A 24,856-nucleotide genomic window follows, 5' to 3' on the forward strand; every position below is an offset into this window, starting at 1 on the left:
CGGCGCCCTCCGCGGGCTCCGAGCCTGCCTGAACATCGATCATTCGCTCCGCAGGCTCCGCTCATGCCGTGGCGTCGATTTCGGCCTGCAGCTCGGCGATGAACGCACTCGCCGCCTGCTCGGGTGCGACCTGTCCGAACAGGACCTGCTCGGTGTGGCGCTGCAGGATCTTCTCGATGTTGCTGGCGCCGTTGGGCGTCACCCGTGGTGGCGGGCTCACCTCGAGCTCGTCGAGGTAGGCGAGAGCCGCCTGGTCCGTGGCGTCGAGTTTCGGCTCGATGGCCGCCCGGATGTCCGCGTTGACCGGGACACCGCGGTCGGTGAGCATCACACCGGCGGCCTCGCGGCTGTTCGCGAGGAAGTCGACGAGCAGCGCGGCCTCGGCCGGGTGCTCGCTGCGCGAGAAGATCGACCAGTACTGCGACGGCTTGTGGAAGGCGCCGCGTGACTTCGCCGTGGACTCACCTGGCAGCGCGAGCAACCGCAGGTCGGCGCCACTGGCCGCGGTGAGCGAGGTCAGCTGGGTGTTCCACCAGGTCGCGAACACGGACCTGTTGGTCGCCGTGCCCGACTGGTCCAGGCTCCCGGTCGCCCGTTCGACGGTCACCGCCGGGGGCGGCGCGGCGCCCTCCTGCGCCAGGTCGATCAGGTACTGCCAGTAGTCGGCGAGCACGTCGGGCTCGAGCGCCACCTTGCCGTCGTCGCCGAACAACCGGCCACCCGACTGGCGGGCCCAGATGTTGAGGCCGCCCATGTCGAAGCCCCACGACTGGACCCCGGTGACCTCACCGCCGCTGACTGTCGAGATCCGCGCGCCGATCTCCTTGAGGTCGTCCCAGGTCCACGTCTTGTCGTCGGGCAGCTCGACCCCGTACCGGGCGAGCAGGTCGGCGTTGACGACGATCGAGTACGCGGCGAGCCCGTTCGGCACGGCGTACTGCTTCCCGTCCACCACACCGGTGGCGAGGACGTCCTTGGCGATCTTGCTCGTGTCGAGGTGCTGCTTCACAGTGTCCAGGTCCAGCAACGCGCCCCGTTCCGCGTACGACGCCAGGTACAGCTCGTCCATCTGGATGATGTCGGGCGCCTCCTGGGCGGCGGCGGTGGTCGCGAGGCTGTCCCAGTAGCCGTTCCAGTCCTTGTACTCACCCGTCACCGTGATGTTCTTGTGCTTGGCCTGGAACAGGTCGATGACCTCCTGCGTCCGCCGGTGCCGCTCGTCGGAGCCCCACCACGTGAAGCGGAGCGTGACGGGCTCGTTCGACAGCTCGGCGTCACCGCCGCCGGAGCCGGAGCACGCGGACATGGTCAGCATGGCCGGGACGGCCAGCAACACCGTTCGACGGGGGACTTGTCGCATGTGGACGGTCCTTTCCGGTGGTCATCGATTCCGTGGCCGGTACTCGAACGCCCCGATGTCGGGGAGTCCGTGGTAGCTGGGGCGACCGGTGTAGTCGACGTCGCCGTGGTCGGGCACCGCCACGCCGGCGTCGATCGCGGGAGAGCCTGCCGCGACCCGCAGGGCCAGTGCCCGGTCGAGCCGGGGCCCTGAGCGCTCCGTGCCGTATGGGCCGGTGATCTCGCCGAGGAACAGCGGATCGCCGGTCACGGACCGGGTGTCGTCAGCGGGCACCGTGAGCGCGGCCCCACCGTACACATTGGACTCGTAGTCGACCGCCGCACCGGTCGACAGCGCGGCGTTCTCCCTCGTCGAGTAGAGCACGTTGTTCCAGACGTGGTACTCGGCCTCGAGGTACTCGCCGAACCCGTACACGAGAAAGTCGCTGCGGTCGTTGTAGACCGTGTTGTGGTAGACGTATGCCGTCGTGCCGCGGACCGAGTGCAGGTAGAGCTGGTACCGCGTGTTGCTCGCGATCACGTTGTACCGCACGACGGTGTCGCCGAAGCCGCGGCCGCACTGGCACAGCAGGATGCCGTCCCCGTTGTGGTGCACGAAGTTGTACTGCACCAGGACCTTCGTGGTGGCGATGTCCGGGTCGATGCCGTTCGAGTCGGCACCGCCGGCCTTCTGTTGCGTCTCGTACACCTCGTTGCGCTGGATCACCACGTCGTCGGCGAAGTACGCCTCGATCCCGGACGTCCCGGTGCGGTGCACGACGTTGCGCTCCACGAGCCCGCCACGCACGTCGGTGAGGTAGATCCCGTTGCAGCCGTAGGGGGTGCCGTCCTGGGTGATGAAGTTGTCCCGGATCACGACGTTCGTGTGCGGGGTGAAGTTCGGATCGTCCCGGCTGGCCCGTTCACCCCAGCCGGTGCGCACCGCGCCGGGGTTGGAACCCGTGTGCTGCTTGACGATGATCCCGCCGAACGAGGTCCGCTTCACCGTGGAACGTTCGACCACGATGTCGCTCAGCACCGTCGGCTCGCCGGGCGCGGTCTCGTCGGCGACCGTGCCGCGGAAGACGATGCCACCGGTGTTCTTGGAGCGGTCCCAACCGGTGCGGAAGGTGATGCCGGGCGCGTTGCCCGAGGTGTTGCCGCCGATCCAGTTGACCTCACCGGTCACGTCGTGCACGTCCACCGAGTCGATGCGGAAGTGACGCAGCTGTCCGCCCGCGTCCCCGGCGACGTGGATGCCGCGCAGGTCACGGAGGTTGGTGCCGGGCACGTCGGCGGGCGAGGCGGTGTTGGTGACCTCGAGGTCGCGGATCTCCCAGTGGTGCTGGTTGAACAGCCGGACCGCGTCGGCCACCGCGCCGCCGCCGTGCACCGCCGGTTTGGCGCCACCGCCGTACCGGTCGATCACGATGGGCCGGCCGTCGCTCCCGGAGCCCTTGGGCCACAGCTGGCCGAACCAGCTCTGCCCGGCCTGGAGCAGAATCCGGTCGCCGGGCGCGAACGTGGTGGAATTGACCTTGTCGAGGCTCCGCCACGCGCCGGCGCGGGAGCGGCCGGACGCGTCGTCACTGCCTCGCACGGCGTCGACGTAGTACCTGGTCCCGCCTTCGGAGGCGGCGGCGTTCGCCGGGAAGAGGCCGAGCAGTGCCGCGAGGAGGGCGAGGACGACCGAGGTCGTGCGCCGCATGGGCTCTTCCTCCCTGGAGAATCAACACTGACTTCCGGAGCACGAACGGCACAATAAGGAAAGCGCTTTCCGACATTAGGGAGCGCTCCCAAGCGAGTCAAGTCTTGAGCTTGTAACGTTTCACCATTTCGGGTGCGGTGACGGCAGGTCGTGGCCCTCAGCTCGCGTCGGGATGTCGAGAACGTGGCGCCGGCTCCGTCCCAGGGACGCGGTTGGCCACGACGCGCCGCGCGAGGAACACCGAGAGGATTGATCATGCGACCGAACGAGATCGCCGAGGTCCTGAACCGACCGATCAGCCAGGAACTGTTGGTCCGCGACCTGACCCGCCTGGCCTACGTCGCCAAGGACGGCACACCCCGCAACATCCCGATCGGGTTCACCTGGAACGGCGCGGAGATCGTCATGTGCACGACGAAGAACGCCCCGAAGCTCTCGGCCCTGCGCAAGAACCCGACGGTTGCCCTGACGATCGACACCGAGGTGCACCCGCCCAAGATCCTGCTCATCCGCGGTCGGGTCGAGTTGGACTACGTCGATGGCATCCCGGACGAGTACCTCCAGATGAACGGGACCTACGAGATGACCCCCGAGCAGCGGGTCGAGTGGGAGGCGGAGGTGCGTTCGCTCTACGACGGCATGGTCCGGATCGTCGTGACCCCGACATGGGCGCTGATCGACTTCGAGACGACGCTGCCGACCGCGGTGGAGGAGTTGGTCCGGCAGCGGAACGAGCGGCAACGTGCCTGAGTGCCTCAGCCCTGATCCGAGGCGAGGTACGGCCCGAAGTGGTCGGCGACGGTGTCCGCGACGGACTCGGCGTCGAGGACACCGTCGACCTCGAGCACGCGGACGCCCAGGCGCCGGGCGGCGCGGACGGCGTCCTCGGCGACCAACCGGTCCCGCTCGAGCCGGTTCCGTTGCGCTCGGGCGGGATCACTCACCGTCGCGCCGACCCGGGCGGCTCGCGGCAGGACGTCGACCTGATGCCGCCGGAACTCCTCGGTGGGCACCATGACGATCATGCGACGTGTCGAGTCGACGACGCGCACGACGAGTTCGGGTCGCAGTCCCCAGCCCTCGGCGATGATCGGCCGTCCGGAGACGAGCGCGCGTAGGTCGTCCAGGGCCCACTCGAACCGGACCGGGAAGCCGGCCAGGGTCCCGGCGACCATGTCCGCCGGAGTGGGGGAGACCCACAGCGTGTCCGGGTCGGGTTCGTCGAGCGGCTCGCCCAGTGCCGCACGACGAGCGATGCGACGGTCCTGGTGGGCCCGCGCGTCGTGGAAGTCGTAGTGGTAGACGGTGACACCGTGTCGCGCGGCCAGAAGCCGGGCGACGGTGGACTTTCCCGCCCACTGACCGCCACCGATCCACAACGCGCGGCGCAGCGTCCCGAACGGGTCCCAGACCCCACCCTCGTTCTCGATCATCGAGGTCGACCCTAGCGACTCCACCTCGCCATCCCACTCCCCCAACCTGTGCACAAAAATAATCTATGAACTATATAGATGTCCGATTATTTCGCCGAGGGCGCCGCACCGCCGAGAAGGGGACAGGCACACAAAACGCAAAGAAGGGGAACGGAGAACGACGGCGGCAACTCGCGTTCTCCGACTTGTCATCGGCGGACAGGGGCCGACGTCCGTTCGGGCGGTGCCTCTGTTCGCAGCCGCCGTGGTTGTTGTGCTGGTGGGCACGCCTCGTTTCTCAACTGGGGAGAACCTGCGCTTCGTGTCCTGCTCGCCGTGCTGACCTCACTCGTTCCCGCGCAGGTCATCGAGCGTCGGGCGGTCCCCAGGTCTATGCCAGGTCGGTGAGGAGATCGTCGAGAGCCTTGTTGAGGGCTTCTGCGTTGGCGGGCGTGAACCACGTGGTGCGGATGCGTTCGTTGTTTCCCTTCGGCGTCTCGTGGTTGGCCGCGAGCTGCTCCAGGGTGCGGGTCTGGTCGCTCAGTGCGCGTCCGACGCCCTGGAAGAGGCTGCGGACGTAGCTGTCCGCGTCGACGGGGGCGATGCCGTGGTCGATGGCCCAGGACGTGAGGGTGGCGAGGTACCAGAGGTGTGTGGTCAGTGTTCCCGTGATCGCGGAGAGGACGTTGAATGCGGTCTCGTCCGCGACCGGGAGCGTCCCGCCCAGGTGCGCGAAGAACGAGTCCACGGCTGGGTGCGACGGGTAGGTCACGGTGACGGAGCGGCGTTCGCGGATGGCGGGCAGGGGGATGGCCCGTACCAGCGGGGCGTGGGTGGCCAGTGTCTGGCGCAGGTCGTCGTTGCTGACGCCGGACATCACGTTGACCACGATCTTGTCGTCGTCGACCCGCAGTCCGGCGAGTGCGTCGTGCCGGTCGTCGCGGCGTACGGCGATGATCACCAGGTCGGCACGGTCCACGACGGTCTGGTTGTCGGTGCACACCGCCACGCTCTCGTACCGCTCGGCCAGTTCCGCGGCGGTGCGGGCGCTACGAGGGGAGAGGTACACCTCTGGCGAGTCGTCGTCCCCGTCGCACAGGCCGACGACCATGGCATGGCCGATCTCGCCAACTCCGATGATGCCGACGCGGTTCATTGTGTGTGCCTCCAGGTCACAACTTCGCGCTGTCGACCGCGTGTCGTGGTTTGGCCCAGCCGAAGGTGAGTTCCACCGCGCGCTTCCAGTTGGCGTACTCGTCGTCGCGGTGCCGGGGGTCCATCTGCGGGGTCCAGCGGGCCGCGAGGTGCCAGTTGCGGCGCAGGCCTTCCAGGTCCGGCCAGTAGCCGACGGCGAGTCCCGCGGCGTAGGCGGCGCCGAGCGACACCGTCTCGGCGACCATCGGCCGCATCACGGGGATGTCGAGCACGTCGGCGATGAACTGCATCAGCAGGTGGTCGGCGGTCATCCCGCCGTCCACCTTCAACACGGTGGACTGGGTGCCGAGGTCGGCGTTCATGGCGTCGACGACCTCGCGGGTCTGCCAGGCGGTCGCCTCGAGCACGGCGCGTGCCAGGTGTCCCTTGGTGATGTAGGAGGTGAGTCCGACGATGATGCCGCGGGCCTCGCTGTGCCAGTGCGGCGCGAACAGTCCGGAGAACGCGGGAACGATGTAGCAGCCGCCGTTGTCCTTGACGGTCCGGGCGAGGGTCTCGATCTCGGGTGCGCTGTGGATGAGGCCGAGGTTGTCGCGGAACCACTGCACGAGTGACCCGGTGACCGCGATCGAGCCCTCGAGGGCGTAGGTGACGGGCTCGCCGCCGAGTTGGTAGCCGATCGTGGTGAGGAGTCCGTGTTCGGAGCGGACCAGTTTGGTGCCGGTGTTCATCAGCAGGAAGCTGCCGGTGCCGTAGGTGCACTTGGTTTCGCCCTCGGCGAAGCAGGTCTGTCCGAACAGTGCGGCGTGCTGGTCGCCGAGCGCGGCGGCGATCTCGATACCGGGCACCACGCGTGTGGTGCGGCCGTGGATCTCGGTGGTGGGGCGGATCTCTGGCAGCATCCGTTGTGGAATGTCGAAAAAGGACAGCAGGAAGGGGTCCCACTGCTGGGTGGTGATGTTCATCAGCATGGTCCGCGACGCGTTGGTCACGTCCGTGACGTGCAGTCCGCCGTTGACGCCGCCGGTGAGGTTCCAGATCAGCCAGGTGTCCATGGTGCCGAACAGGACGTCGCCGCGTTCGGCGCGGTCCCGCAGGCCCGGCACGTTGTCGAGCATCCACTTGAGGCTCGGCGCGGAGAAGTACGGCGCGATCGGCAGTCCGCAGCGGTCCCGTACCTCGTCGGCGCCGGGTCGTGCGGTGAGTTCGGTGACGAGGGACTCGGTGCGGATGTCCTCCCAGACGATCGCGCGGCCCACGGGTGTGCCGGTGTGCCGGTCCCACACCACGCAGGTCTCGCGCTGGTTGGTGATGCCCAGTGCGACGACCTGGTCGGCGGAGATGCCGGCGTCCCGCAGTGCGTGGGGCATGATCCGGTCGACGTTGCGCCAGATCTCCACCGCGTCCTGCTCGACCCAGCCGGGCTTGGGGTAGTACTGGCGGTGTTCTCGCTGTGCGACCGAGACGAGTCGGGCGTTGCTGTCGAAGACGATGCACCGGGTCGAGGTGGTGCCCTGGTCGATCGCCATTACGAACCGTTGCGCCATTGCTGTTCCTCGATCAGTTCTCCGCGCTGAGCGCGCGTGAGACGGCCTCCGCGGCGTGGCAGACCTGGTCCACCAGCGTCGCTTTCGGTCGGTTGGCCGCCTGGATGCGGTCCACGGAGCCCGAGATCCCGATCGCCCCGATGACGAGACCACCGGGCATCCGGATCGGCGCGGCGATGCTGGCCTCGCCCGGCATGTACTCTTCGGCCTCGCTCGCCCATCCCGCGCCGCGCACCTCGGTGAGCACTCGTTCCAGCGCGGCCGGTTTGACGATCGTGCGGCGGGTGAGCGAGGTGAGCTCGTCGCGGCGGATCGTGGCGAACAGTTGCGCGTCGTAGGCGAGCAGCACCTTGCCCAGTGCGGTGGCGTGCAGCGGCAGCATGGCGCCGATGCCGAGTGTCTGCATGGTGTCGTCGGGGCGGAACACGTGGTGCACGACGAGGACGGCGCCGTCGAGGTGCATGCCGATCCGGACCTCGTGGCCGCTGCGTGCCGCGAGGGTGTCCGCCCAGTTGATGGACCGGGAGCGCAGTTCGTTCGCGTCCAGGTAGCTGGTGCCGAGGTGTAGTAGAGCGGCGCCGAGCCGGTACTGCCCGGTATTCTGGTCCTGCTCGACGAACTCGACCCGCTGCAGCGTGCGCAGGATGCCGTGTGCGGTGCCCTTGGGCAGCCCGAGGGCGGCGGCGATCTCGGCCAACCCGTGGTGGCCCGAGCCGCGCGCGAGCAGGCGCAGCATCGCCGCCGCACGCTCGATCGACTGTATCGGGCCCGGCACGTCCGGCACGCTATCGAAAGTGGACTTCGTCGGCAATGTCGAACGCTCGTCGCCGCCGTTTGGCCTGCGTTCGAGCCGATTCGGCGGAGTTGATCGTACCGTGACCGTCCGGGCGGCCATGGCGTTCGACATTGTCGACCTCCCTGTATTGCTGGTGGGTCGGCCTCCTCCATAGCGTCGCCGTTGCTCGTGTCGGTGTGACACGGCCGTTCAACGACGAATGGAGGCGACGTGTCTCTCGGAGAGGTCTTCGTCAGCGAGACACTCGGCACCGCCATACTGATCCTGCTGGGTGCCGGGGTCGTGGCGAACGTGCTGTTGGCCAAGTCCAAGGGCAAGGACGGCGGTTTCTTACTCATCAACTTCGGCTGGGGTTTCGCGGTCATGGCCGGGGTGTTCGTCGCCTACAAGTCCGGCGCGCACCTCAACCCGGCCGTGACGCTCGGCATCCTGGCTTCCGGCGCCGACACCTACGCGCCGGACGTCCAAATCACCTTCGGCTCGACGCTCGTTTACTTCGCGGGTGAGTTCCTCGGGGCGTTCCTCGGTGCCTGCGCGGCGTTCCTCACCTACCGCAAGCAGTTCGAGGCCGAGGAGGACGCAGGCAAGAAGCTCGCGGTGTTCTCCACCGGGCCAGAGGTCCGCAGCCCACTGTGGAACGTCGTCACCGAGGTCGTCGGCACGTTCGTGCTGGTGTTCGTGGTGCTGTCGTTCGGCAAGACGCCGACCGGGCTCGGTCCGCTCGCGGTCGCTCTGCTGGTGGTCGGCATCGGCGCCTCCCTCGGCGGCCCGACCGGGTACGCCATCAACCCCGCCCGCGACCTCGGCCCCCGCATCGCGCACGCGCTGCTTCCGGTGCAGCACAAGGCAACCGTCGCGGTCGGTGTCGGCGGTCCCGGCACCGCGTCGGCCCGCGCCGCGAAGGACTCCGACTGGGGTTACGCGTGGGTGCCGGTCGTCGGCCCGATCATCGGCGGCGTGCTCGCCGGACTCGTTGCCCAAATCGTGTTCTGACCACAACGTTGTTGAAAGGACGCCTCTATGACCCAGTACGTACTCGCCGTCGATCAGGGCACGACCAGCACGCGGGCGATCGTCTTCGACCACTCCGGCACGATTGTCTCGGTGGGACAGAAGGAACACCAGCAGATCTTCCCGCGAGCGGGTTGGGTCGAGCACGACCCGAAGGAGATCAGCGCCAACACGCGTGACGTGATCAACCAGGCGCTCGCGAAGGCCGACCTGAACATCAGTGACCTCGCGGCCGTCGGCATCACGAACCAGCGCGAGACCGCGGTGGTGTGGGACCGCAACACCGGCGAGCCCGTCTACAACGCGATCGTGTGGCAGGACACCCGCACCCAGGCCATCGTCGAGGAGCTCGGCGCGCTCGGCGGGGGAGCGGAGCGCTACAAGGCGAAGGTCGGCCTGCCGCTGGCGACGTACTTCTCCGGCCCGAAGATCCGCTGGATCCTGGACAACGTCGATGGCGCGCGTCAGAAGGCCGAGAGCGGCGACCTGCTGTTCGGCAACACGGACACGTGGACACTGTGGAACCTCACCGGCGGTCCGAACGGCGGCCTGCACATCACGGACGTGACCAACGCGTCGCGCACGATGCTGATGGACCTGGACACCCTGTCCTGGGACGCCGAGATCGCCAAGGAGATGGGCGTTCCGCTGGCGATGCTGCCGGAGATCCGGTCCTCGTCGGAGGTCTACGGCCACGGCGGCCCGGGTGTGCTGCAGGGCGTGCCGATCGCTGGCATCCTCGGCGACCAGCAGGCGGCCACGTTCGGCCAGGTCTGCTACGAGCCGGGCACCGCGAAGAACACCTACGGCACCGGCAACTTCATGCTGCTCAACACCGGCGAGGAGAAGGTCGGCAGCGAGAACGGCCTGCTCACCACCGTCTGCTACAAGATCGGTGACGCCAAGGCGGTGTACGCGCTCGAGGGTTCGATCGCGATCACCGGCGCGCTGGTCCAGTGGCTGCGCGACAACCTGAAGATCATCGGCTCGGCCGCGGAGATCGAGGAGCTGGCCCGGTCCGTCGAGGACAACGGCGGGGCCTACTTCGTGCCGGCGTTCTCCGGGTTGTTCGCGCCGTACTGGCGGGCCGACGCCCGCGGCGCGTTGGTCGGCCTGACCCGGTTCGTCGACCGGGGCCACCTGGCCCGCGCGGTGCTGGAGGCCACGGCGTTCCAGACCCGCGAGGTGCTGGACGCGATGGACGCCGACTCCGGCGTGAAGCTCACCGGCCTGAAGGTCGACGGCGGCATGGTCGCCAACGAGCTGCTGATGCAGTTCCAGGCCGATGTGCTCGACGTCCCGGTGGTGCGGCCGAAGGTAGCCGAGACGACCGCGTTGGGCGCCGCTTACGCGGCGGGTCTCGCGGTCGGTTACTGGAAGGACCTGGACGAGCTGCGCGCCAACTGGGCCGAGGACAAGCGGTGGATCCCGTCACTCGACGCCGGCGAGCGTGAGCGGGTCTACCGCAACTGGAAGAAGGCCGTCACCAAGTCGTTCGACTGGGTCGACGACGACGTTCGATAGTTCGATCAAGTAGGGGAGAGGTGCCGGAATGTCCGCGAAGCTGGATCCCGCGTACCGGGCCGCCGGGCTGCGTGCCCTCGCCGAGACCGAGTTCGACGTGGTCGTCGTCGGCGGTGGCGTGGTGGGTGCCGGCGCCGCGCTGGACGCGGCGTCACGTGGCCTGTCGGTCGCGCTGGTCGAGGCGAGGGACTGGGCGGCTGGCACGTCGAGCCGGTCCAGCAAGCTGATCCACGGCGGGTTGCGTTACCTGGAGCAGCGGGACTTCGGTCTGGTGCGCGAGGCACTCAAGGAGCGGAGCCTGCTGTTGCACCGACTGGCGCCGCACCTGGTCCGGCCGGTGCCGTTCCTGTACCCGCTGACACACCGGGTCTGGGAACGCGCCTACGTCGGGGCCGGCGTGGCGCTGTACGACAGCATCGGCGGCGCCCGCGCGCTGCCGATGCACCGGCATCTCTCCCGACGCGCGGCGCTCCAGATGGCGCCCGCGCTGCGGCCGGACGCCCTGACCGGCGCCGTCCGCTACTACGACGCACAGGTGGACGACGCGCGACTCACGATGATGGTCGCGCGTACCGCCGCCCAGCACGGGGCCACCGTCCTCACCCACGTGGCGGCGACGGAGGTCCTGCGGGACGGCGGCGAGCTGACCGGGGTCCGGGTACGCGACCTGCTCTCGGGTGGCGAGCAGGTCGTGCGTGCCAAGCGGGTGATCAGCGCGGCGGGCGTGTGGACCGACGAGGTCCGCGGGCTCGACCACGCGAAGCCGCCGTTCCACGTGCGCATGTCCAAGGGCGTGCACCTGCTCGTCCCGCGCGAGCGGGTGCGCCTGGACGTCGGGCTGATCACCCGCACCGAGAAGAGCGTGCTGTTCGTCATCCCGTGGGACCGGCACTGGATCATCGGCACCACCGACACCCCGTGGGACCACGGCGCGGACCACCCGGCCGCGACCCGCGCCGACGTCGAGTACCTGCTCGAGCACGTCAACTCGGTGCTGCGCGAACCGCTCACCGCCGACGACGTGGTTGGCGTGTACGCGGGTCTGCGCCCGCTGCTGGACGGGGGAGCGGACGACACCACGAAGCTGTCCCGCGAACACGCGGTGGCCGAACCGGCGCCGGGGCTTTTCCTGGTGGCCGGCGGGAAGTACACGACCTATCGGGTCATGGCGGCGGACGTGGTCGACGCGGCCGTCAAGGGCCTGGGCCAGGCGGTGCCGAAGTCGCTGACCAAACACCTGCCGATCCACGGCGCGGTCGGCTTCCGCGAGCTGTGGTCGGACCGGGAACGCCTCTCCGCGAACGCTGGCCTCCCGGTGACCGTCGTGGAGCGGCTGCTGGGCCGGTACGGCTCGGCGGTCACCGAGCTGCTCACCATGATCGACCGGGACCCGCGGCTGGCCGAGCCACTCAGCGACGCAGGCGAGTACCTGGCGGTCGAGGCGGTGTACGCGGTGACGCACGAGGGCGCACTGGACCTGGACGACGTGCTGTCACGCCGCACCAGGATCGCCATCGAGTACCCCGACCGCGGCCTGGCCGTCGCGGCACGGGTCGCTGACCTGGTCGCCGAACATATCGGCTGGGACGACCTGGCCCGCGAAACAGCGATCAGCGACTACCTCGAGCTGGCACAGGCGGAACTGGCCGCACTCCAGGCCCCGGACGACGCGTCCGCGTTCGCACAGTCAGCACAGTCACCACATTCAGCGCAGTCAGCGGGCGCCGCGGCGGGCTGAGCCGCGTCGTCGGGCCCGACGCAGACCTCCCGCCGAGCCCGACGACGGCCCGCGGTGGGTGGGTGACCGAACCCCACGATCCCGGTCACCCACCCACCGCCAACCTTCGCGAGTCGCGCTTTCAGCCCCCGCGAGTTTCGCGTTCGGCACCGCCGAGTTTCGCTTCGGGGCCGCCGCGAGTGTCGTCCGGGTGTGACCGGACCTCCGTGCTCTCTCAGCCGGTGTGAAGGATCCGGAAGCGACCGGGTTCCGCCGGGTCTCGGTCAACGACCTGGACTGGCGGCCAGGCCCATTGCCAGACGCTGATACCTGGCGTGCGGGAGAACTGGATCCGTCCGCGAGTGCCTTCGACCGCGATGCGCGGCCAGGATTCGGCGGTGCGCGCGCGGTCCGTGCCGTGGGAACGCAGCACATCGGCGAGCACGGCGACCGTGTCGTAGCCCTCGAAGGCGACGAAGGAGGGCGCTTCTTCGGCCAGCCGCTCGCGGAGGGTCGTCTCGACTCGTGCGCCGAGTGGGCTGAGGCGTTCGGGCAGGTAGCGCAGGAACGGGATCGCGGCGCTGTCTTCGCCCAGCAGGGTCGCCCATTCGGGGAACTCCGGTTGCCCGGCCGGAGCACCGACCAAGAGGTCGGCGAGGCGCTGGTCGCGGCGAACAGACTTGACGATCGACACTGCCGGCTCGGGGTGGCCGACCAGCAGCAGGAGGGCTGTCGCGCGGTTGTCGACGAGTTCGTCGCACACGGACGCGGGGGCGATCGCACGCATGTCGAGTTCGATGACGGTGCCGCCGCGTGGAGCGAGGTAGTCCCGCAGGATGCGGGTCCCAGACGTCCAGTAGACACTCGACTCGGCTGCGACGGCGATGCGACGGTGGCCGGCGTCGAGGAGAAAGTCCGCGTAGATCTGCCAGCCGTGGGACTGCGCCGGGGCGAGGCGCGCGACCCATTCCGTCGGCTGTTCAGTGAGCGCGTCGAGAACCGCCGACGAGCAGAGGAACGGCAGACCGAGGGCGTCGGCCCTGGTGGAGGCGGCACGAGCGACGACGCTGTGGTACTCGCCCGCCAGGGCGGCCACGCCAAGGCGAGCCAGCTCATCCACGGCCGCTGCGGCCGTCTGTGGATCAGCGGCGGTGTCTCGGACCACCAGCTCGAGCGGTCTTCCGCCGATCCCGCCGGCGTCGTTGACCTCGGACGCGGCCAGGTCGAGTCCGGCGAGCAAATGTCGGCCGGCCTCCACCCAGCCAGGCCGAGTCAGCGGAACGAGAGCGCCGATCCGGACGGATGATCCGTCAGTCCGCGCCGCCCCAGGTGGCGTGTTCATGCGTTGGCGTCTCCCGTGGATCGCGGCAGTAGGCGTTCATCCCATCTCATGTCCCCGTGGCGGACGCACCCGCACTCCCCTTCATTCATAAAAATCTCCTAGTAATTATATTGATGTCCGATATTTCCGCCTCAGCGGAGACCGGGCCCACGCATTCACCAATCCAAAAGAAGCACAGAAGGGGAGGGGTGCCTATCGCGGTTCCCGGCCGGTGCTGCGGATGACGTCCCTGACGAAGTCCATGGTGGAGTCGTCGGCTTTGGCGAGGACGCCTTCGGAGGTGAAGTTCCACGCGAACAGGCCGAGGTCGGTGAGCTGGGCGATGGAATCCGGGGACAGCAGGGTCGTCAGGTCCTTGTCGACGATGTCGCCCTTGATTTGTTGGTTGCCGTATCCGGAGACCATGACCGGGCCGTACTTGCCGAGGATGCGGACCGACTCCCGCACCTGGTCGACGTTGCCCTGGGGCTGTTTGGCGAGGACGGACTGGAAGTCCGACGCCCGTAGCGCGTCGGCGAAGTGCGCGAACATGGACGGTCCGGCGCCGGTCGCGGGGTTGTCGTCGAGGCTGGCCTGCCATACCTGCCAGCCCATGGCCACCTTCGCGTTGGGCGCTTCCTCCTTGAAGATGTCGCGGACCTCGAGGTAGCGGTCCATGAGGGCGCGGTAGTAGTTGGTGGATGCGGTCGTGTCGGCGTACTGGCCGTCGGTGCACGCGAAGGCGCTGACGTCCTGGAAGACGGTGACGTACAGCGGGGGGCCGTCGGCGTCGCCTGCGAAGCCGCGGGCGAGGTTGCGCATGTGGAGGGGGAACTCGGGGGAGAGGGGGTGGCGGCGGCCGCAGCCGACGCCGTAGTCGGTGTTGACGGGCCCCTCGGCGTCTTCGTCCTCCCAGTCGTTGATGATCAGGTGGAGTGCGAAGCCCTCGGCGTAGGCGTCGGACACGAGTGTGTCGCGCCATGCGGTGAAGTCCGACAGTTCGCCGGCGTTGTCGTACTGGGTGGTGAGCATCCGGACGCGGGTCTGTCGTACGAGTTCCGCGGCGAAGGCGGAGTCGAGGTGTTCGCCGATGCCGAACAGGAGTTTGTGGTCGTCGGAGGGCGGGATCGCGGGGAGTGAGGACGTTGGGGCCGCGCCGTTGGGTGTGGTGCTGCCCGAGTTGGACAGGACGATGACGAAGGTGGTGGCGAGCGCGGCGACGACGGCGAGGCTGGTGGCGACGAGGGTGCGGCGGGGGTGTCCGGTTGTTCTGGTTCGCTCGAGGAGTTGGGCGGCTTTGCCGGCGGTGGGTCGGTGTGCCGGGTTGGGGTCGGTCAGCGCGGTGATGGCGCCGTCGACGCGTTTGTCGGTCTGGGGGTGTCCTTCGCCGACGGCGGACAGTGTCACGCCGAGTGAGTACAGGTCGGAGGCGGCGGTGGCGCGGTGGCCGGCGAGTACTTCGGGGGCGGTGTAGCCGGGGGTGCCGCCGGACCTGGCGGTGCCGGTGAGGGTGACCTCGTCCCATGCGGTGATGCCGAGGTCGGCGAGTTTGGCGGTGCCGTCGTCGGTGACGAGGATGTTGGCGGGTGTGATGTCGCGGTGGACCATGCCTTTGTCGTGCATGGCGGCGAGTGCGGTGGCGATCTGTGCGCCGATGTGGGCGGCCTGGTCGGGTGGGATGGGTCCGTCGGCGCGGCAGACGTCGGCGAGGCTGCGGGCGGGTAGGTATTCCATGACCAGCCATTGCCGGTCGTCCTCGGTGACCACGTCGAAGACGGAGATGATGTTGGGGTGGTGGAGTCCGGCGCCGATGCGGGCTTCGCGGCGGGTTTCCTCGCCGTTGCCGGTGGTGGCCTGTTTCATCGCGACTACTCGGCGGAGTTCGAGGTCGGTTGCCCGCCAGACCTCGCCCATGCCTCCGGCGCCGATGGTTTCTTCCAGCCGGTACCGGCTGGCGATGACGTCCCCGCTACGCACCGGTCCAGCCTAATGACTGTGTGGAGCCGTTTGGGGGGAGGGCGTTACTTCGGTGGGCCCATCACTCGGGCGGCGGCGGAGATGATGCTCCACAGGGGGCTGCTGGTGGTCTCGTAGTAGACGCGGCGGCTGCCGACTTCGCGGTGTTCGGTGAGCATGCCGAGGTGGACGAAGCGGCGTAGTTCGGTGCCGGCGGCGCTCTGGGGGATGACGTCGTCGGGGGGTTCGGACTGGTAGAAGCGCTGGCGGCCGCGGCCGTGGATCCACAGCGCCACGCGTAGGCGGCATGGCCGGCCGAACAGCAGGCGCCCGATCTCGCCGACGTCCTCCACTGCCGTCCTCCCAGTCTGAATCATCTATTGGCTATAAAGATGTCCGATGATACCGCGCTGCGGTCGGTACCGTCCAGTCGCACGAAAATGGAACAAAAAGCTGGGGACGGGGAGAATCTCTCCGTCCCCAGCTTGGTTAGTGCTGTGACCGATTACGTTCGCCGGCTCGCTCGGCCGCGCCGTTAGGCCGCCGCTGTGAAAGACGCGTTGGGTTCGCGGGCGTGTGTCCCGAAAGACGCGCTGATGATGTTCAACGACCTGAAAACGTCTTTCACAGCGCGGAGCGGCCGGGGACCCGGCGAACCTTTTGCGGTCACAAGCACTAGACCGTGGCGGGGATCCGCTCGCGGGATTCGCCTGGGTCGCTGTCGTCGGGCCTGGTGAGCCGGGCTCCCTCGACGTCGACGTTGGGCAGCAGGCGGTCGAGCCAGCGTGGCAGCCACCAGGCGTGTTTGCCGAGCATCGACATGAGTGCGGGCACGATCGTCATGCGGACGACGAACGCGTCGACGGCGACGCCGACCGCGAGTGCGAAGCCGATGGACTGGATCAGTGAGTTCTCGGCGAAGAGGAAGCCGGCGAACACGCTGGTCATGATCAGTGCGGCGGCGGCGACGACGCGGGCGCCGTGGGCGAACCCGGTGACGACGGCCTCGCGTGATGGGGTGCCGTGTACGTGTTCCTCGCGCATCCGGGTCACGAGGAACACCTGGTAGTCCATGGCGAGTCCGAAGAGGACGCCGATGAGCAAGATGGGCAGCATGCTCATGATGGGTCCGGTGGCCTCGACGCCGAGGAGGTCGGTGAGCCAGCCCCACTGGAAGACGGCGACGACCGCGCCGAAGGTGGCTGCGACGGAGGCGAGGAAGCCGATGGTGGCCTTGAGCGGCACGATGACGGACCGGAACACGAGCATCAGCAGCAGGAACGCGAGTCCGACGATCAGTGCGAGGTACGGGAGCATCGCGTCGGAGAGCTTCTGTGAGACGTCGATGTTGGCGGCGGTCTGGCCGGTGACGGCGATGGTGGCGCCGGTGGTGTCGTGGATGCCGGTGGCCGCGGCGCGGATGTTGGCGACGAGGTTTTCGGTGGCGGCGTCGTTGGGTCCGGTTTTGGGGATGACGTTGAGGATGGCGGTGTCGCCGGTGCTGTTGGGGGTTGGTGGCATCACGACGGCGACGTTGTCGAGTTCGCTGATGCGGGTTGCGGTGGTGGTGAGCGCTGTTTGGGGGTCGCGGGCGCCGGTGGTGTCGACGACGACGGTCAGTGGTCCGTTGGCGCCGGGGCCGAAGCCGTCGCTGACGAGTTCGTAGGCCTTGTGTTGGCTGCTTTCCGGTGCGGCGGTGGCGTCGTTGGGGAGGCCGAGTTGCATGCTGGCGGCGGGGATGGCGATGACGGCGACGCCGGCGACCGCGATGGTGAGTACGGCGGTGCGGTGGCGGCCGATGAACCGGGCCCAGCGTTCGCCCATGCTGGCGCGGCCGGGTTTGGGGCCGCCGCGCAGGCCGGGTAGGCGGCCGTGGATCTTGTCGCCGGTGAAGCCGAGGACGGCGGGCAGGAGTGTGAGGGCGATCAGGACGGCGATGACGACGGTGGCGGCGGCCGCGAGGCCCATCTCGCCGAGGAAGGGGATGCCGACGACGGTGAGGCCGGCGAGGGCGATGATGACGGTGAGGCCGGCGAAGATGACGGCTGAGCCCGCGGTGCCGGTGGCGCGGCCTGCGGCTTCCTCGTGGTCGGCGCCGTCGGCGAGTTCGGTGCGGTAGCGGGAGACGATAAACAGGGCGTAGTCGATGCCGACGGCGAGGCCGATCATCAGTGCCAGCACGGGGGTGTTGCTGTTGAGTTCGGTGAGGCCGGAGAGGACGAGCAGGCCGCTCATGCCGATGCCGATGCCGATGAGCGCGGTGAGCAGGGGTAGTCCGGCGGCGAGTAGTGAGCCGAAGGTGATGACGAGTACGACGGCGGCGACGGCGACGCCGAGGATTTCGGCGATGCCGGTTTCGGGGGCGGCCTGGGTGGCGTCGCCGCCGATCTCGGCGTGTAGGTCGCTGCTGTGGGCGGCGGCGTTGAGTGCTTCGCGGTCGGTGTCGGTCAGTTCGGAGGCTTGTTTGGCGTAGCTGACCTGGACGAGGGCGAGTCGGCCGTCGCGGGAGAGGGCCTGGGTCTGGAGGGGGTCGGTGACGGCGGCGACCTGGGGTGCGTCGCGCAGGGCGGTCACGACCTGTTGGATGTCGGCCTGGTTGCCGGGGGTGGTGAGGTTCTGGCCTTCGGGGGCTTGGAGGACGACGCGGGCGGTGCCGCCGCCGATGTGTGCCTCGGGGAAGGTTTTCTTGAGGTGGTCGATGGCCTGTTGGGACTCGGTGCCGGGGATCGAGAAGGCGTTGGACAGCGTGCCGGAGAGGCCGATCGCGCCGACGCCGATGGCGATGAGCACGGCGGCCCAGACGCCGGTGACGAGCCAGCGTCGCCGGAAGGATGCTCGTCCGAGTCGGTAAAGGAATGTCGCCACCGCTAGCTCCACTTGCTTGTCTTGGCTGTGTCGGGTTGGTCACCAAGCTAGCCGTTCGGCTAGCGGGTTCCAAGCCGATCGGCAAGTGTGTGACTTGTCGAACAGCAAGTGGCGTGCTTGCCGAGTGGCAAGCTGAGGAGGTACGGTCGGATTCTCAGCGAGGAGGGCCGTGATGACGGCGACGAAGGGTGACACCCGTGCCCGGTTGCTCGAGACCGCGCTCGGGCTGTTCACGGTGCACGGCGTGGAGGGCACGTCGCTGCAGATGATCGCCGACGCGCTCGGGGTCACGAAGGCCGCCGTCTACTACCACTTCAAGACCAAGGACGAGATCACCGAGGCGGTGGCGCTGCCGGCGCTGCGCGAACTGACCGCCATCCTCGATCACGCGGCCACGATCACCCGGCCGGGTCCGCGCGCGGACTATGTGATCGACGGGTTCGTCGACCTGGTGGTGCGCAACCGCGTGCTGGTCGCGGTGGTGTGCAGCGATCCCGGCCTCGCGCGGGTGGTCGACCGCATCGTGTACGCCGAGCAGAGCGTGCTGGTGCGGATGCCCGAGATGCTCGTGGGACCGGACGCGGACGAGGCGGCCACAGTGGCGGCGAACGTCGCGTTGGTGGGGGTCGCCATGGGCGGCAACACGCCCGCGCTGGCCTACATGGACGACGAGACACTGCGCCGTCACCTGGCGGACGCGATGCGGCGTCTGCTGGGTCGTCCCCGGCGCCGGGACTAGCGGGCCGCGCGTCGTTTCAGCAGGAACCTCAAGACGAGCAGGAACGCGATCAGGGTCGCGAGCGGGATCATGGGTTTGTTGGTCGCGCCGGTGACGACCGGCCGTACCCGGGTGGCCACGGAGTCGGGCAGCTTGTCGACCAGTTCGTCGCCGCGCTGCCGCAGTTCCTTGGCCTTGTCGTGTGCGACCCGCTGCACGCGGGCCTTCACGTCGGCCTTCTCACCCAGCGCGGCCACGGTCTCGGCCAGTTCCTGCCGGGTCAGGTCCGCGTCCTGGCGCAGGTCTTCGTCGGTCGGCGGTTGTGCGGGAATCGTCAACCGCTCGTCGTTGTCGGTCATTGCCGGGCCTCCTTGACCGCCTGGATGTCGTCCTTCACGTTCTCGACGGCGGACGAGGGCATCGGGGAGCCCTGGCGGAGTTGCTTGCGTGCCACCAGCACCGCGATCCCGGCGACCGCGAACAACGCGCCGGCGACGATGAGCGCGGAAGCCCACGCCGGCAGGACCAGCGTGAGCAGCAGCACACACGCGGCGACCAGCGTGGCGCCGCCGTAGAAGGCGAACACCCCGCCGGCGCCGGCGACCGCCGCTCCGAAGCCGGCGTGGCGGGCCTTGTCCTTGAGTTCACGGACGGCGAGCGTGACCTCTGTCCGGGCCAGGCGGTTCACCTGGTCGGCGAGGTCTCGGACCAGGTCGGCCGTCGACTTGTCGCTGTTTTGGTCCGTCATGGATCGCGAATACCCAGCGCCGTGACCTGGAAACACGCGATTCGGGCAACCTCGCGGCGGGTACCCGCCGCGCATGCGAGCCCTGATCCCGAACTGCACGAGGAGTACGCGGTGAACGTCAACAAGATCATCTATAAGCCGGTCGGGATGCTGGTCGGTGTGCTCGGCGGTTTGCTGGCGACGGCGGTCTTCAACAAGGTGTGGGGCAAGGTCGCCGGCGGTGACGAGGCGCCCGACGCCACCGACAAGCACGCCACGTGGGGGCAGGTGCTGCTCGCGGCCACGATCCAGGGCGCGATCTTCGGTGCGGTGAAGGCGGCGATGGACCGCGGTGGGGCGGTCGGCTACCGCAAGGTCACCGGGGAGTGGCCGGACGACTGACTTGGCGCGACTGCGGCGCAGCGACGTCCGGAGCGATGGGTTCCGGCGGCGCCGGTACGGGCGCGGCTGGCGCTACTTCGACACCTCCGGCCAGCCGCTGACCGACCGTGCGGAGGTGGACCGCATCTCGAGCCTCGCGATCCCGCCGGCGTGGACGCGGGTGTGGATCTGCCCATTTCCGAACGGGCACATCCAGGCGGTCGGCACGGACGCGGCCGGCCGCCGTCAGTACCTCTACCACGAGCGGTGGCGGCAGCGGCGGGACGAGGAGAAACACGAGCGGGTGCTGCGGCTCGCGAGCAGGCTGCCCGACTTCCGGTCCGCCGTGGATGAGGACCTGTGCACGCGGGGGCTGACCGAACGGCGGGTGCTCGCGGGTGCGCTGCGCATGCTCGACCGTGGCGTGTTCCGCACCGGCGGTGAGGAGTACGCCGAGGAGAGCCGGGGGGTGGCGACGCTGCTGTGCGGTGACGTCACCGTCCGCGGCGGCGAGATCCGGTTCGACTACGTCGCGAAGGGCGGCGTCGAGCGGCGTCTGCGCATCCGTGACGACCGGCTCGCGCCGCTGATCACCGCGCTGCGCCGGGGCCGCACGGACCTCGACCGGCTCCTGGTGTACCGCGCGGGGAACGACCGCTGCGAGGTGCGGGCGGAGGACGTTAACCGGAGGTTCCAGGAGATCGTGGGCCCCGACTTCACCGCCAAGGACCTCCGCACCTGGCACGCCACGGTCCTGGCCGCGGTGGTCGTCGCCGGGCACGAGCCACCCGGGTCGCGGACCGCGCTGCGCCGGGTGGAGAAGGCGGTGCTGGCCGACGTGGCCGAACAGCTGGGCAACACCCCGGCGGTGGCCCGCCGGTCCTATGTGGATCCCCGGGTGCTGACCGCGTTCGAGGACGGCCGCACGATCGACCGCGCGCTGCGCCGCGCCGCCGGCAAACCGATCGAGGAGACCCGCCACGACATCGAACGCGCCGTGATCCGCCTGCTCAAAGCCTGAGTCACGGCTTGAGCAGTACCTTGATTGCACCGTCCTGTTTCTGCTGGAAGATCTCGTAGCCGTGCGGCGCGTCGCCCAGTGGCAGCTGGTGGGTGGCCAGGTCCTCGGTGCCCAGCGGGTCGTCGTCGCCGGTCACCAGCGGCAGGATGTCGTCGATCCAGCGGCGCACGTTCGCCTGACCCATCCGCAGCTGGATCTGCTTGTCGAACAACGCCATCATCGGGATCGGGTCGACCATGCCACCGTACACACCGGACAGCGACACCGTGCCGCCTCGGCGGACCGTGTCGATCGAGGCGAGCAGCGCGGCCATCCGGTCCACACCGGCCTTCTCGGTCAACTTCGCCGCCACCGGTTTGGGCAGCAACGAGGTCAGCTGCTGCGCGATCTTGCCGGCGGGGGAGCCGTGGGCCTCCATGCCGACCGCGTCGATCACCGAGTCCGGGCCGCGGCCGGCGGTGAGGTTGCGGATCGTGGACACCGTGTCGTCGTCGCTCAGATCGACGGTGACGACGCCGTACTTCGCGGCCAGCGCAAGACGTTCGGGTACCAGGTCGACGCCGATGACCTGTCCGGCGCCGAGGTGTTTGGCGACCCGGCAGCACATCTGGCCGATCGGGCCGAGCCCGAACACCGCGACGCTGCCGCCCTCGGGAACCGCGGCGTACTGGACCGCCTGCCATGCGGTCGGCAGCACGTCCGACAGGTACACGAACCGCTCGTCCGGTGGGCCCTGCGGCACCGGGATCGGGCCGTAGTGCGCCTGCGGCACCCGCAGGTACTCCGCCTGCCCACCCGGCACCTGCCCGTACAGCTTCGTGTAGCCGAGTAGCGCGGCGCCCTTGCCCTGTGCGCGGACCTGGGTGGTCTCGCACTGCGACTGCAGGCCCTGCCGGCACATGAAGCAGTGCCCGCACGAGATGTTGAACGGCACCACCACCCGGTCCCCGGGTTTGATGTGGCTGACCTCGGCGCCGACCTCCTCGACGATGCCCATCGGTTCGTGGCCGAGCACGTCGCCCGGTTCGAGGAACGAGCCGAGCACCTCGTACAGGTGCAGGTCCGAGCCGCAGATGCCGCTCGAGGTCACCTTGATGATCGCGTCGGTCGGTTCGCGGATCGTCGGGTCCGGCACGGTCTCCACCCGCACGTCCCGCTTGCCTTGCCAGGTAACGGCTTTCATCGCGTTTCCTCCCGAAAAGTGGTCAGCCGGGATGTGTCTCGCCGCCGAGCGCGGCGAGCACCTCACCGGAGTAGTACGAGGAGAGCTGGTTCGCGGCGAAGAACACAAAGGACGGTGCGAGCTCGTCGGGCTGGGCCACCCGCCCGTAGGGCACCTGCTGGCCGAACGTCGCGACCTTCTCCTCCGGCAGCGTCGAGGGGATCAGCGGTGTCCACACCGGACCGGGCGCCACGCAGTTGACCCGGATCTTGCGGTCCACCAGTGCTTGGGCCATCGCGTAGGTCCAGGTGTGCACCGCGCCCTTGGTCGCCGCGTAGTCGATGAGGCTCTTGTTGCCGCGCAACCCGTTCACCGACCCGGTGTTGATGATCACACTGCCCTCACCCAGGTGCGGCAGCGCGGCCGAGGTCACCCCGGAAGTAGCTGTGGATGTTCACGTCGAACGTGCGTTGCCACTGCTCGTCGGTGAGTTCCTCTGGCGAGTCCACCGGCGACTGCGTCGCCACGTTGTTCACCAGGATGTCCAGTCCGCCCAGCGCCGAGACTGCCCGCTCGACGACCGCCGCGCAGTGGTCCCGTTCGGCCAGGTCGCCGGGGATCAGCTCGCACAGGCGGCCCTCGGCACGCACGAGTTCGGCGGTGTGCTTGGCGTCGCCGTGCTCCTCGAGGTAGGCGATCGCCACGTCGGCGCCCTCCTTGGCGAACGCGACGGCCACCGCCCGGCCGATGCCGGAGTCACCGCCGGTGATGAGCGCACGCTTGTGCCGCAACAGGTCCCGGCCCACGTAGTCGGTCATCTCGTCCCGCGGCCGCGGTGTCATCGCGCTGGTCTCGCCGGGTGGCTCCTGTTGTTGCGGCGGCTGGTTGTGGTCGGCCATCTGCCCTCCCCACGGTTGGCTCCCGTCGGGTTACCCTGGTGTTTCCGTGTCAACCGCCACAGCGAGTCCCGTCTCGCGCGCGCCCGGCCGGTCAGTCAGACTGGCCCCCGCAGACGCGTGGAAGGAGGTCGGGGATGGCGGACGGGGACGCCGTGCTCTCCCTCCGCGTCGAGGAGGAGTTCCTCCTCGTCGACCCCGACACCGGGTGCACCGAGCCGGCGGCCGACGACGTGCTGCGCTACGCCGACACCCTCACCGCCCCCGCTCCCGACGCCACCCTCGCCGCGGAGCTGTGCGAGACCAGGGTCGAGATGGGCAGCGGCCGGTGCGGCACGCTCGCCGAGCTGACCGAGCGGCTCACCGTCGCCCGGCTGCGGCTCGCGACCGCCGCGCGCGCCGCCGGCACCTGGGCACTGCCCGCCGGCTGCCCTCCGATGGGCGGATTCGTCGTGCCACGCAAGAAGTTCGCGCCCGTGGCCGACGCCTACGGCGCGGTGGTGTCCGACCAGACCTGCGGCTGCCGTGTCCAGGTCGACGTGCCCGACCCGGACACCGCGGTCGCCGTCGTGAACCACCTGCGGCCGTGGCTGCCGGTGCTGCTCGCCCTGTCGGTGAACTCGCCGTACTGCGACGGCGCCGACACCGGCTACCCCAGCTGGCGCACCGTGCAGCGATCCCGGCTGCCCGCCGGCGGGATGCCGCCGCATTTCGCGTCGACCCGCGCCTACGAGTCACGCGTCGCGCGGCTGGTGGAACTGGGTGTGCTGGTCGACGACACCGCACCGCTGTGGCTGGCCCGGCCGCTGCCGCGACTGTCCGCTGTGGAGATTCGGGTTGCCGACACGGGCGTCGACATCGAGGCCACCCGGCTACAGGCGGCGCTGTCCCGCGCACTGGTCGCGACCGCGCTCACCGACCTTGCCGCCGGCCGCGAAGCACCCGCCATCGGCGAACAGATCGCGGCCGCAGCGCTGTGGTCGGCCGCGCGGCACGGCGTGTCCGGCCCGGGCATCCACCCCGTGCTGGAACGGCAGGCGCCGGCGACCGTGCTCGTCACCGAACTGCTGTCCGCCGTACGGGCCGCGCTCGAGGACTCCGACGACGTGACCACCGTGCGGGAGGACGTGCGCAGGCTGCTGACACTGGGCACGGGCGCCGACCGCCAACTCGCCACCGGCGACCCCCACGACGCGGTCCAAGCTCTGGCCGTGACCAAACCGTCCAGCTAGCCGGACTCCGCGGCCAGGACACAGAACTCGTTGCCCTCCGGGTCCTGCAGCACCACCCAGTCCTGCGCCGGGTCGTCCTCGATCACCCGTGCCCCCAACGCCACCAGCCGCGCCACCTCGTCGTACTGCGCCCCGCTCGGACGGACGTCGAGATGCACCCGGTTCTTGGCCCGCTTCAACTCGGACACGGGGTGGAACAGCAGCGGCGACGCCCCGTCCGTGCCCGCCTCCACATACTCCACACCGTGCGCGTCCGTCCAACGGCGCTGGATGTCGTAACCGAGCGTCGCGCACCAGAACCGTGTCTGCGCCTCGACGTCCCGACAGTCGAACACCGTGGCGACAATCCGACTGGACATGTGTCCAACC

Annotated in this window: 22 protein-coding genes and 1 pseudogene; 8 read left to right on the forward strand and 15 right to left on the reverse strand. The window is 69.1% G+C overall.

The genetic code is table 11. The features are described 5' to 3' along the window. Positions 1-61: 61 nt before the first annotated feature. Together VF106_RS37975 and VF106_RS37980 are read right to left on the reverse strand one after the other, a co-directional pair. Positions 62-1,360, reverse strand: a complete 1,299-nt coding sequence (locus tag VF106_RS37975) for an ABC transporter substrate-binding protein (protein WP_330844808.1) — start codon at positions 1,358-1,360, stop codon at positions 62-64. Positions 1,361-1,381: 21 nt separating this feature from the next. Continuing rightward, entirely contained in the window at positions 1,382-3,046 is a 1,665-nt protein-coding gene (locus VF106_RS37980) for a right-handed parallel beta-helix repeat-containing protein (RefSeq protein ID WP_330844809.1), read from the reverse strand. Between the two features lie 255 nt (positions 3,047-3,301). Here VF106_RS37980 and VF106_RS37985 point away from each other — a divergent pair, with 255 nt between their 5' ends. Further along, a complete protein-coding gene (locus VF106_RS37985) occupies positions 3,302-3,796 on the forward strand; it encodes a pyridoxamine 5'-phosphate oxidase family protein (protein ID WP_330844810.1) in 495 nt (164 codons plus the stop codon). 5 nt (positions 3,797-3,801) lie between these two features. Here VF106_RS37985 and VF106_RS37990 read toward each other — a convergent pair whose 3' ends face one another. The 4 genes from VF106_RS37990 to VF106_RS38005 form a co-directional block, all read right to left on the reverse strand. Then, on the reverse strand, positions 3,802-4,479 hold the full coding sequence (locus VF106_RS37990) for a hypothetical protein (RefSeq protein ID WP_330844811.1): 678 nt from the start codon (positions 4,477-4,479) through the stop codon (positions 3,802-3,804). Positions 4,480-4,849: 370 nt separating this feature from the next. Then, positions 4,850-5,614, reverse strand: coding sequence for an NAD(P)-binding domain-containing protein (locus VF106_RS37995; protein ID WP_330844812.1), 765 nt, complete (start codon positions 5,612-5,614; stop codon positions 4,850-4,852). 16 nt (positions 5,615-5,630) lie between these two features. Then, positions 5,631-7,160, reverse strand: a complete 1,530-nt coding sequence (gene glpK / locus VF106_RS38000; protein WP_330844813.1) for a glycerol kinase GlpK — start codon at positions 7,158-7,160, stop codon at positions 5,631-5,633. 13 nt (positions 7,161-7,173) lie between these two features. Further along, positions 7,174-7,935: an IclR family transcriptional regulator gene (locus tag VF106_RS38005; protein ID WP_330844814.1), complete on the reverse strand. Its 762-nt coding sequence runs from the start codon at positions 7,933-7,935 to the stop codon at positions 7,174-7,176. Between the two features lie 231 nt (positions 7,936-8,166). On the opposite strand from VF106_RS38005, the gene VF106_RS38010 reads away from it, so the two are divergent. The 3 genes from VF106_RS38010 to VF106_RS38020 are packed head-to-tail and all read left to right on the forward strand — an operon-like array spanning position 8,167 to position 12,229. After that, positions 8,167-8,949, forward strand: coding sequence for an MIP/aquaporin family protein (locus VF106_RS38010; RefSeq protein WP_330844815.1), 783 nt, complete (start codon positions 8,167-8,169; stop codon positions 8,947-8,949). Between the two features lie 27 nt (positions 8,950-8,976). Next, positions 8,977-10,491 carry a glycerol kinase GlpK gene (glpK, locus tag VF106_RS38015; protein WP_330844816.1) on the forward strand — a complete coding sequence of 505 codons (1,515 nt, stop codon included), beginning with the start codon at positions 8,977-8,979 and terminating at the stop codon, positions 10,489-10,491. A 28-nt stretch (positions 10,492-10,519) separates the two neighbouring features. Next, the gene (locus VF106_RS38020) at positions 10,520-12,229 is read left to right on the forward strand and encodes a glycerol-3-phosphate dehydrogenase/oxidase (protein ID WP_330844817.1); all 1,710 of its coding nucleotides are present in this window, start codon (positions 10,520-10,522) and stop codon (positions 12,227-12,229) included. 214 nt (positions 12,230-12,443) lie between these two features. Here the strand turns inward: VF106_RS38020 and VF106_RS38025 are convergent, their stop codons facing one another. The 4 genes from VF106_RS38025 to VF106_RS38040 all read right to left on the reverse strand — a co-directional run bounded on the left by VF106_RS38025 (position 12,444) and on the right by VF106_RS38040 (position 18,350). Continuing rightward, positions 12,444-13,550: an ABC transporter substrate-binding protein gene (locus tag VF106_RS38025; RefSeq protein ID WP_330844818.1), complete on the reverse strand. Its 1,107-nt coding sequence runs from the start codon at positions 13,548-13,550 to the stop codon at positions 12,444-12,446. A 192-nt stretch (positions 13,551-13,742) separates the two neighbouring features. Continuing rightward, positions 13,743-15,506: a serine/threonine-protein kinase gene (locus VF106_RS38030; protein WP_330844819.1), complete on the reverse strand. Its 1,764-nt coding sequence runs from the start codon at positions 15,504-15,506 to the stop codon at positions 13,743-13,745. A gap of 44 nt (positions 15,507-15,550) precedes the next feature. Continuing rightward, positions 15,551-15,862 (reverse strand): hypothetical protein, encoded by a 312-nt coding sequence (locus tag VF106_RS38035; protein ID WP_330844820.1) that lies wholly within the window; start codon positions 15,860-15,862, stop codon positions 15,551-15,553. 298 nt (positions 15,863-16,160) lie between these two features. Next, on the reverse strand, positions 16,161-18,350 hold the full coding sequence (locus VF106_RS38040) for an MMPL family transporter (protein ID WP_330844821.1): 2,190 nt from the start codon (positions 18,348-18,350) through the stop codon (positions 16,161-16,163). A gap of 172 nt (positions 18,351-18,522) precedes the next feature. Here VF106_RS38040 and VF106_RS38045 point away from each other — a divergent pair, with 172 nt between their 5' ends. Then, positions 18,523-19,089 carry a TetR/AcrR family transcriptional regulator gene (locus tag VF106_RS38045; RefSeq protein ID WP_330844822.1) on the forward strand — a complete coding sequence of 189 codons (567 nt, stop codon included), beginning with the start codon at positions 18,523-18,525 and terminating at the stop codon, positions 19,087-19,089. Here VF106_RS38045 and VF106_RS38050 read toward each other — a convergent pair. Together VF106_RS38050 and VF106_RS38055 are read right to left on the reverse strand one after the other, a co-directional pair. Then, positions 19,086-19,427: a DUF3618 domain-containing protein gene (locus VF106_RS38050; RefSeq protein ID WP_330844823.1), complete on the reverse strand. Its 342-nt coding sequence runs from the start codon at positions 19,425-19,427 to the stop codon at positions 19,086-19,088. The genes VF106_RS38045 and VF106_RS38050 overlap by 4 nt on opposite strands. After that, the gene (locus tag VF106_RS38055; protein WP_330844824.1) at positions 19,424-19,816 is read right to left on the reverse strand and encodes a phage holin family protein; all 393 of its coding nucleotides are present in this window, start codon (positions 19,814-19,816) and stop codon (positions 19,424-19,426) included. Before VF106_RS38055 ends, VF106_RS38050 begins: the two co-directional genes overlap by 4 nt. Positions 19,817-19,837: 21 nt before the next feature. Here VF106_RS38055 and VF106_RS38060 point away from each other — a divergent pair, with 21 nt between their 5' ends. Both VF106_RS38060 and VF106_RS38065 read left to right on the forward strand, forming a co-directional pair. Then, a complete protein-coding gene (locus tag VF106_RS38060) occupies positions 19,838-20,197 on the forward strand; it encodes a DUF4235 domain-containing protein (RefSeq protein ID WP_330844825.1) in 360 nt (119 codons plus the stop codon). Between the two features lies 1 nt (position 20,198). Further along, on the forward strand, positions 20,199-21,197 hold the full coding sequence (locus tag VF106_RS38065) for a DNA topoisomerase IB (protein ID WP_330844826.1): 999 nt from the start codon (positions 20,199-20,201) through the stop codon (positions 21,195-21,197). 1 nt (position 21,198) lies between these two features. On the opposite strand, the gene VF106_RS38070 is transcribed toward VF106_RS38065, so the two are convergent. Together VF106_RS38070 and VF106_RS38075 are read right to left on the reverse strand one after the other, a co-directional pair. Beyond that, positions 21,199-22,380, reverse strand: a complete 1,182-nt coding sequence (locus VF106_RS38070; RefSeq protein WP_330844827.1) for a zinc-dependent alcohol dehydrogenase — start codon at positions 22,378-22,380, stop codon at positions 21,199-21,201. A gap of 22 nt (positions 22,381-22,402) precedes the next feature. Beyond that, positions 22,403-23,258, reverse strand: a pseudogene (locus tag VF106_RS38075) (SDR family oxidoreductase). A 134-nt stretch (positions 23,259-23,392) separates the two neighbouring features. Here VF106_RS38075 and VF106_RS38080 point away from each other — a divergent pair. After that, positions 23,393-24,487: a carboxylate-amine ligase gene (locus tag VF106_RS38080; protein WP_330844828.1), complete on the forward strand. Its 1,095-nt coding sequence runs from the start codon at positions 23,393-23,395 to the stop codon at positions 24,485-24,487. Here the strand turns inward: VF106_RS38080 and VF106_RS38085 are convergent. Continuing rightward, the gene (locus VF106_RS38085; RefSeq protein ID WP_330844829.1) at positions 24,484-24,846 is read right to left on the reverse strand and encodes a VOC family protein; all 363 of its coding nucleotides are present in this window, start codon (positions 24,844-24,846) and stop codon (positions 24,484-24,486) included. The two genes, VF106_RS38080 and VF106_RS38085, sit on opposite strands and share 4 nt — an antisense overlap. Positions 24,847-24,856: the final 10 nt, after the last annotated feature.

Source organism: Actinophytocola sp., from assembly GCF_036378875.1.
GTDB lineage: Bacteria > Actinomycetota > Actinomycetes > Mycobacteriales > Pseudonocardiaceae > Actinophytocola.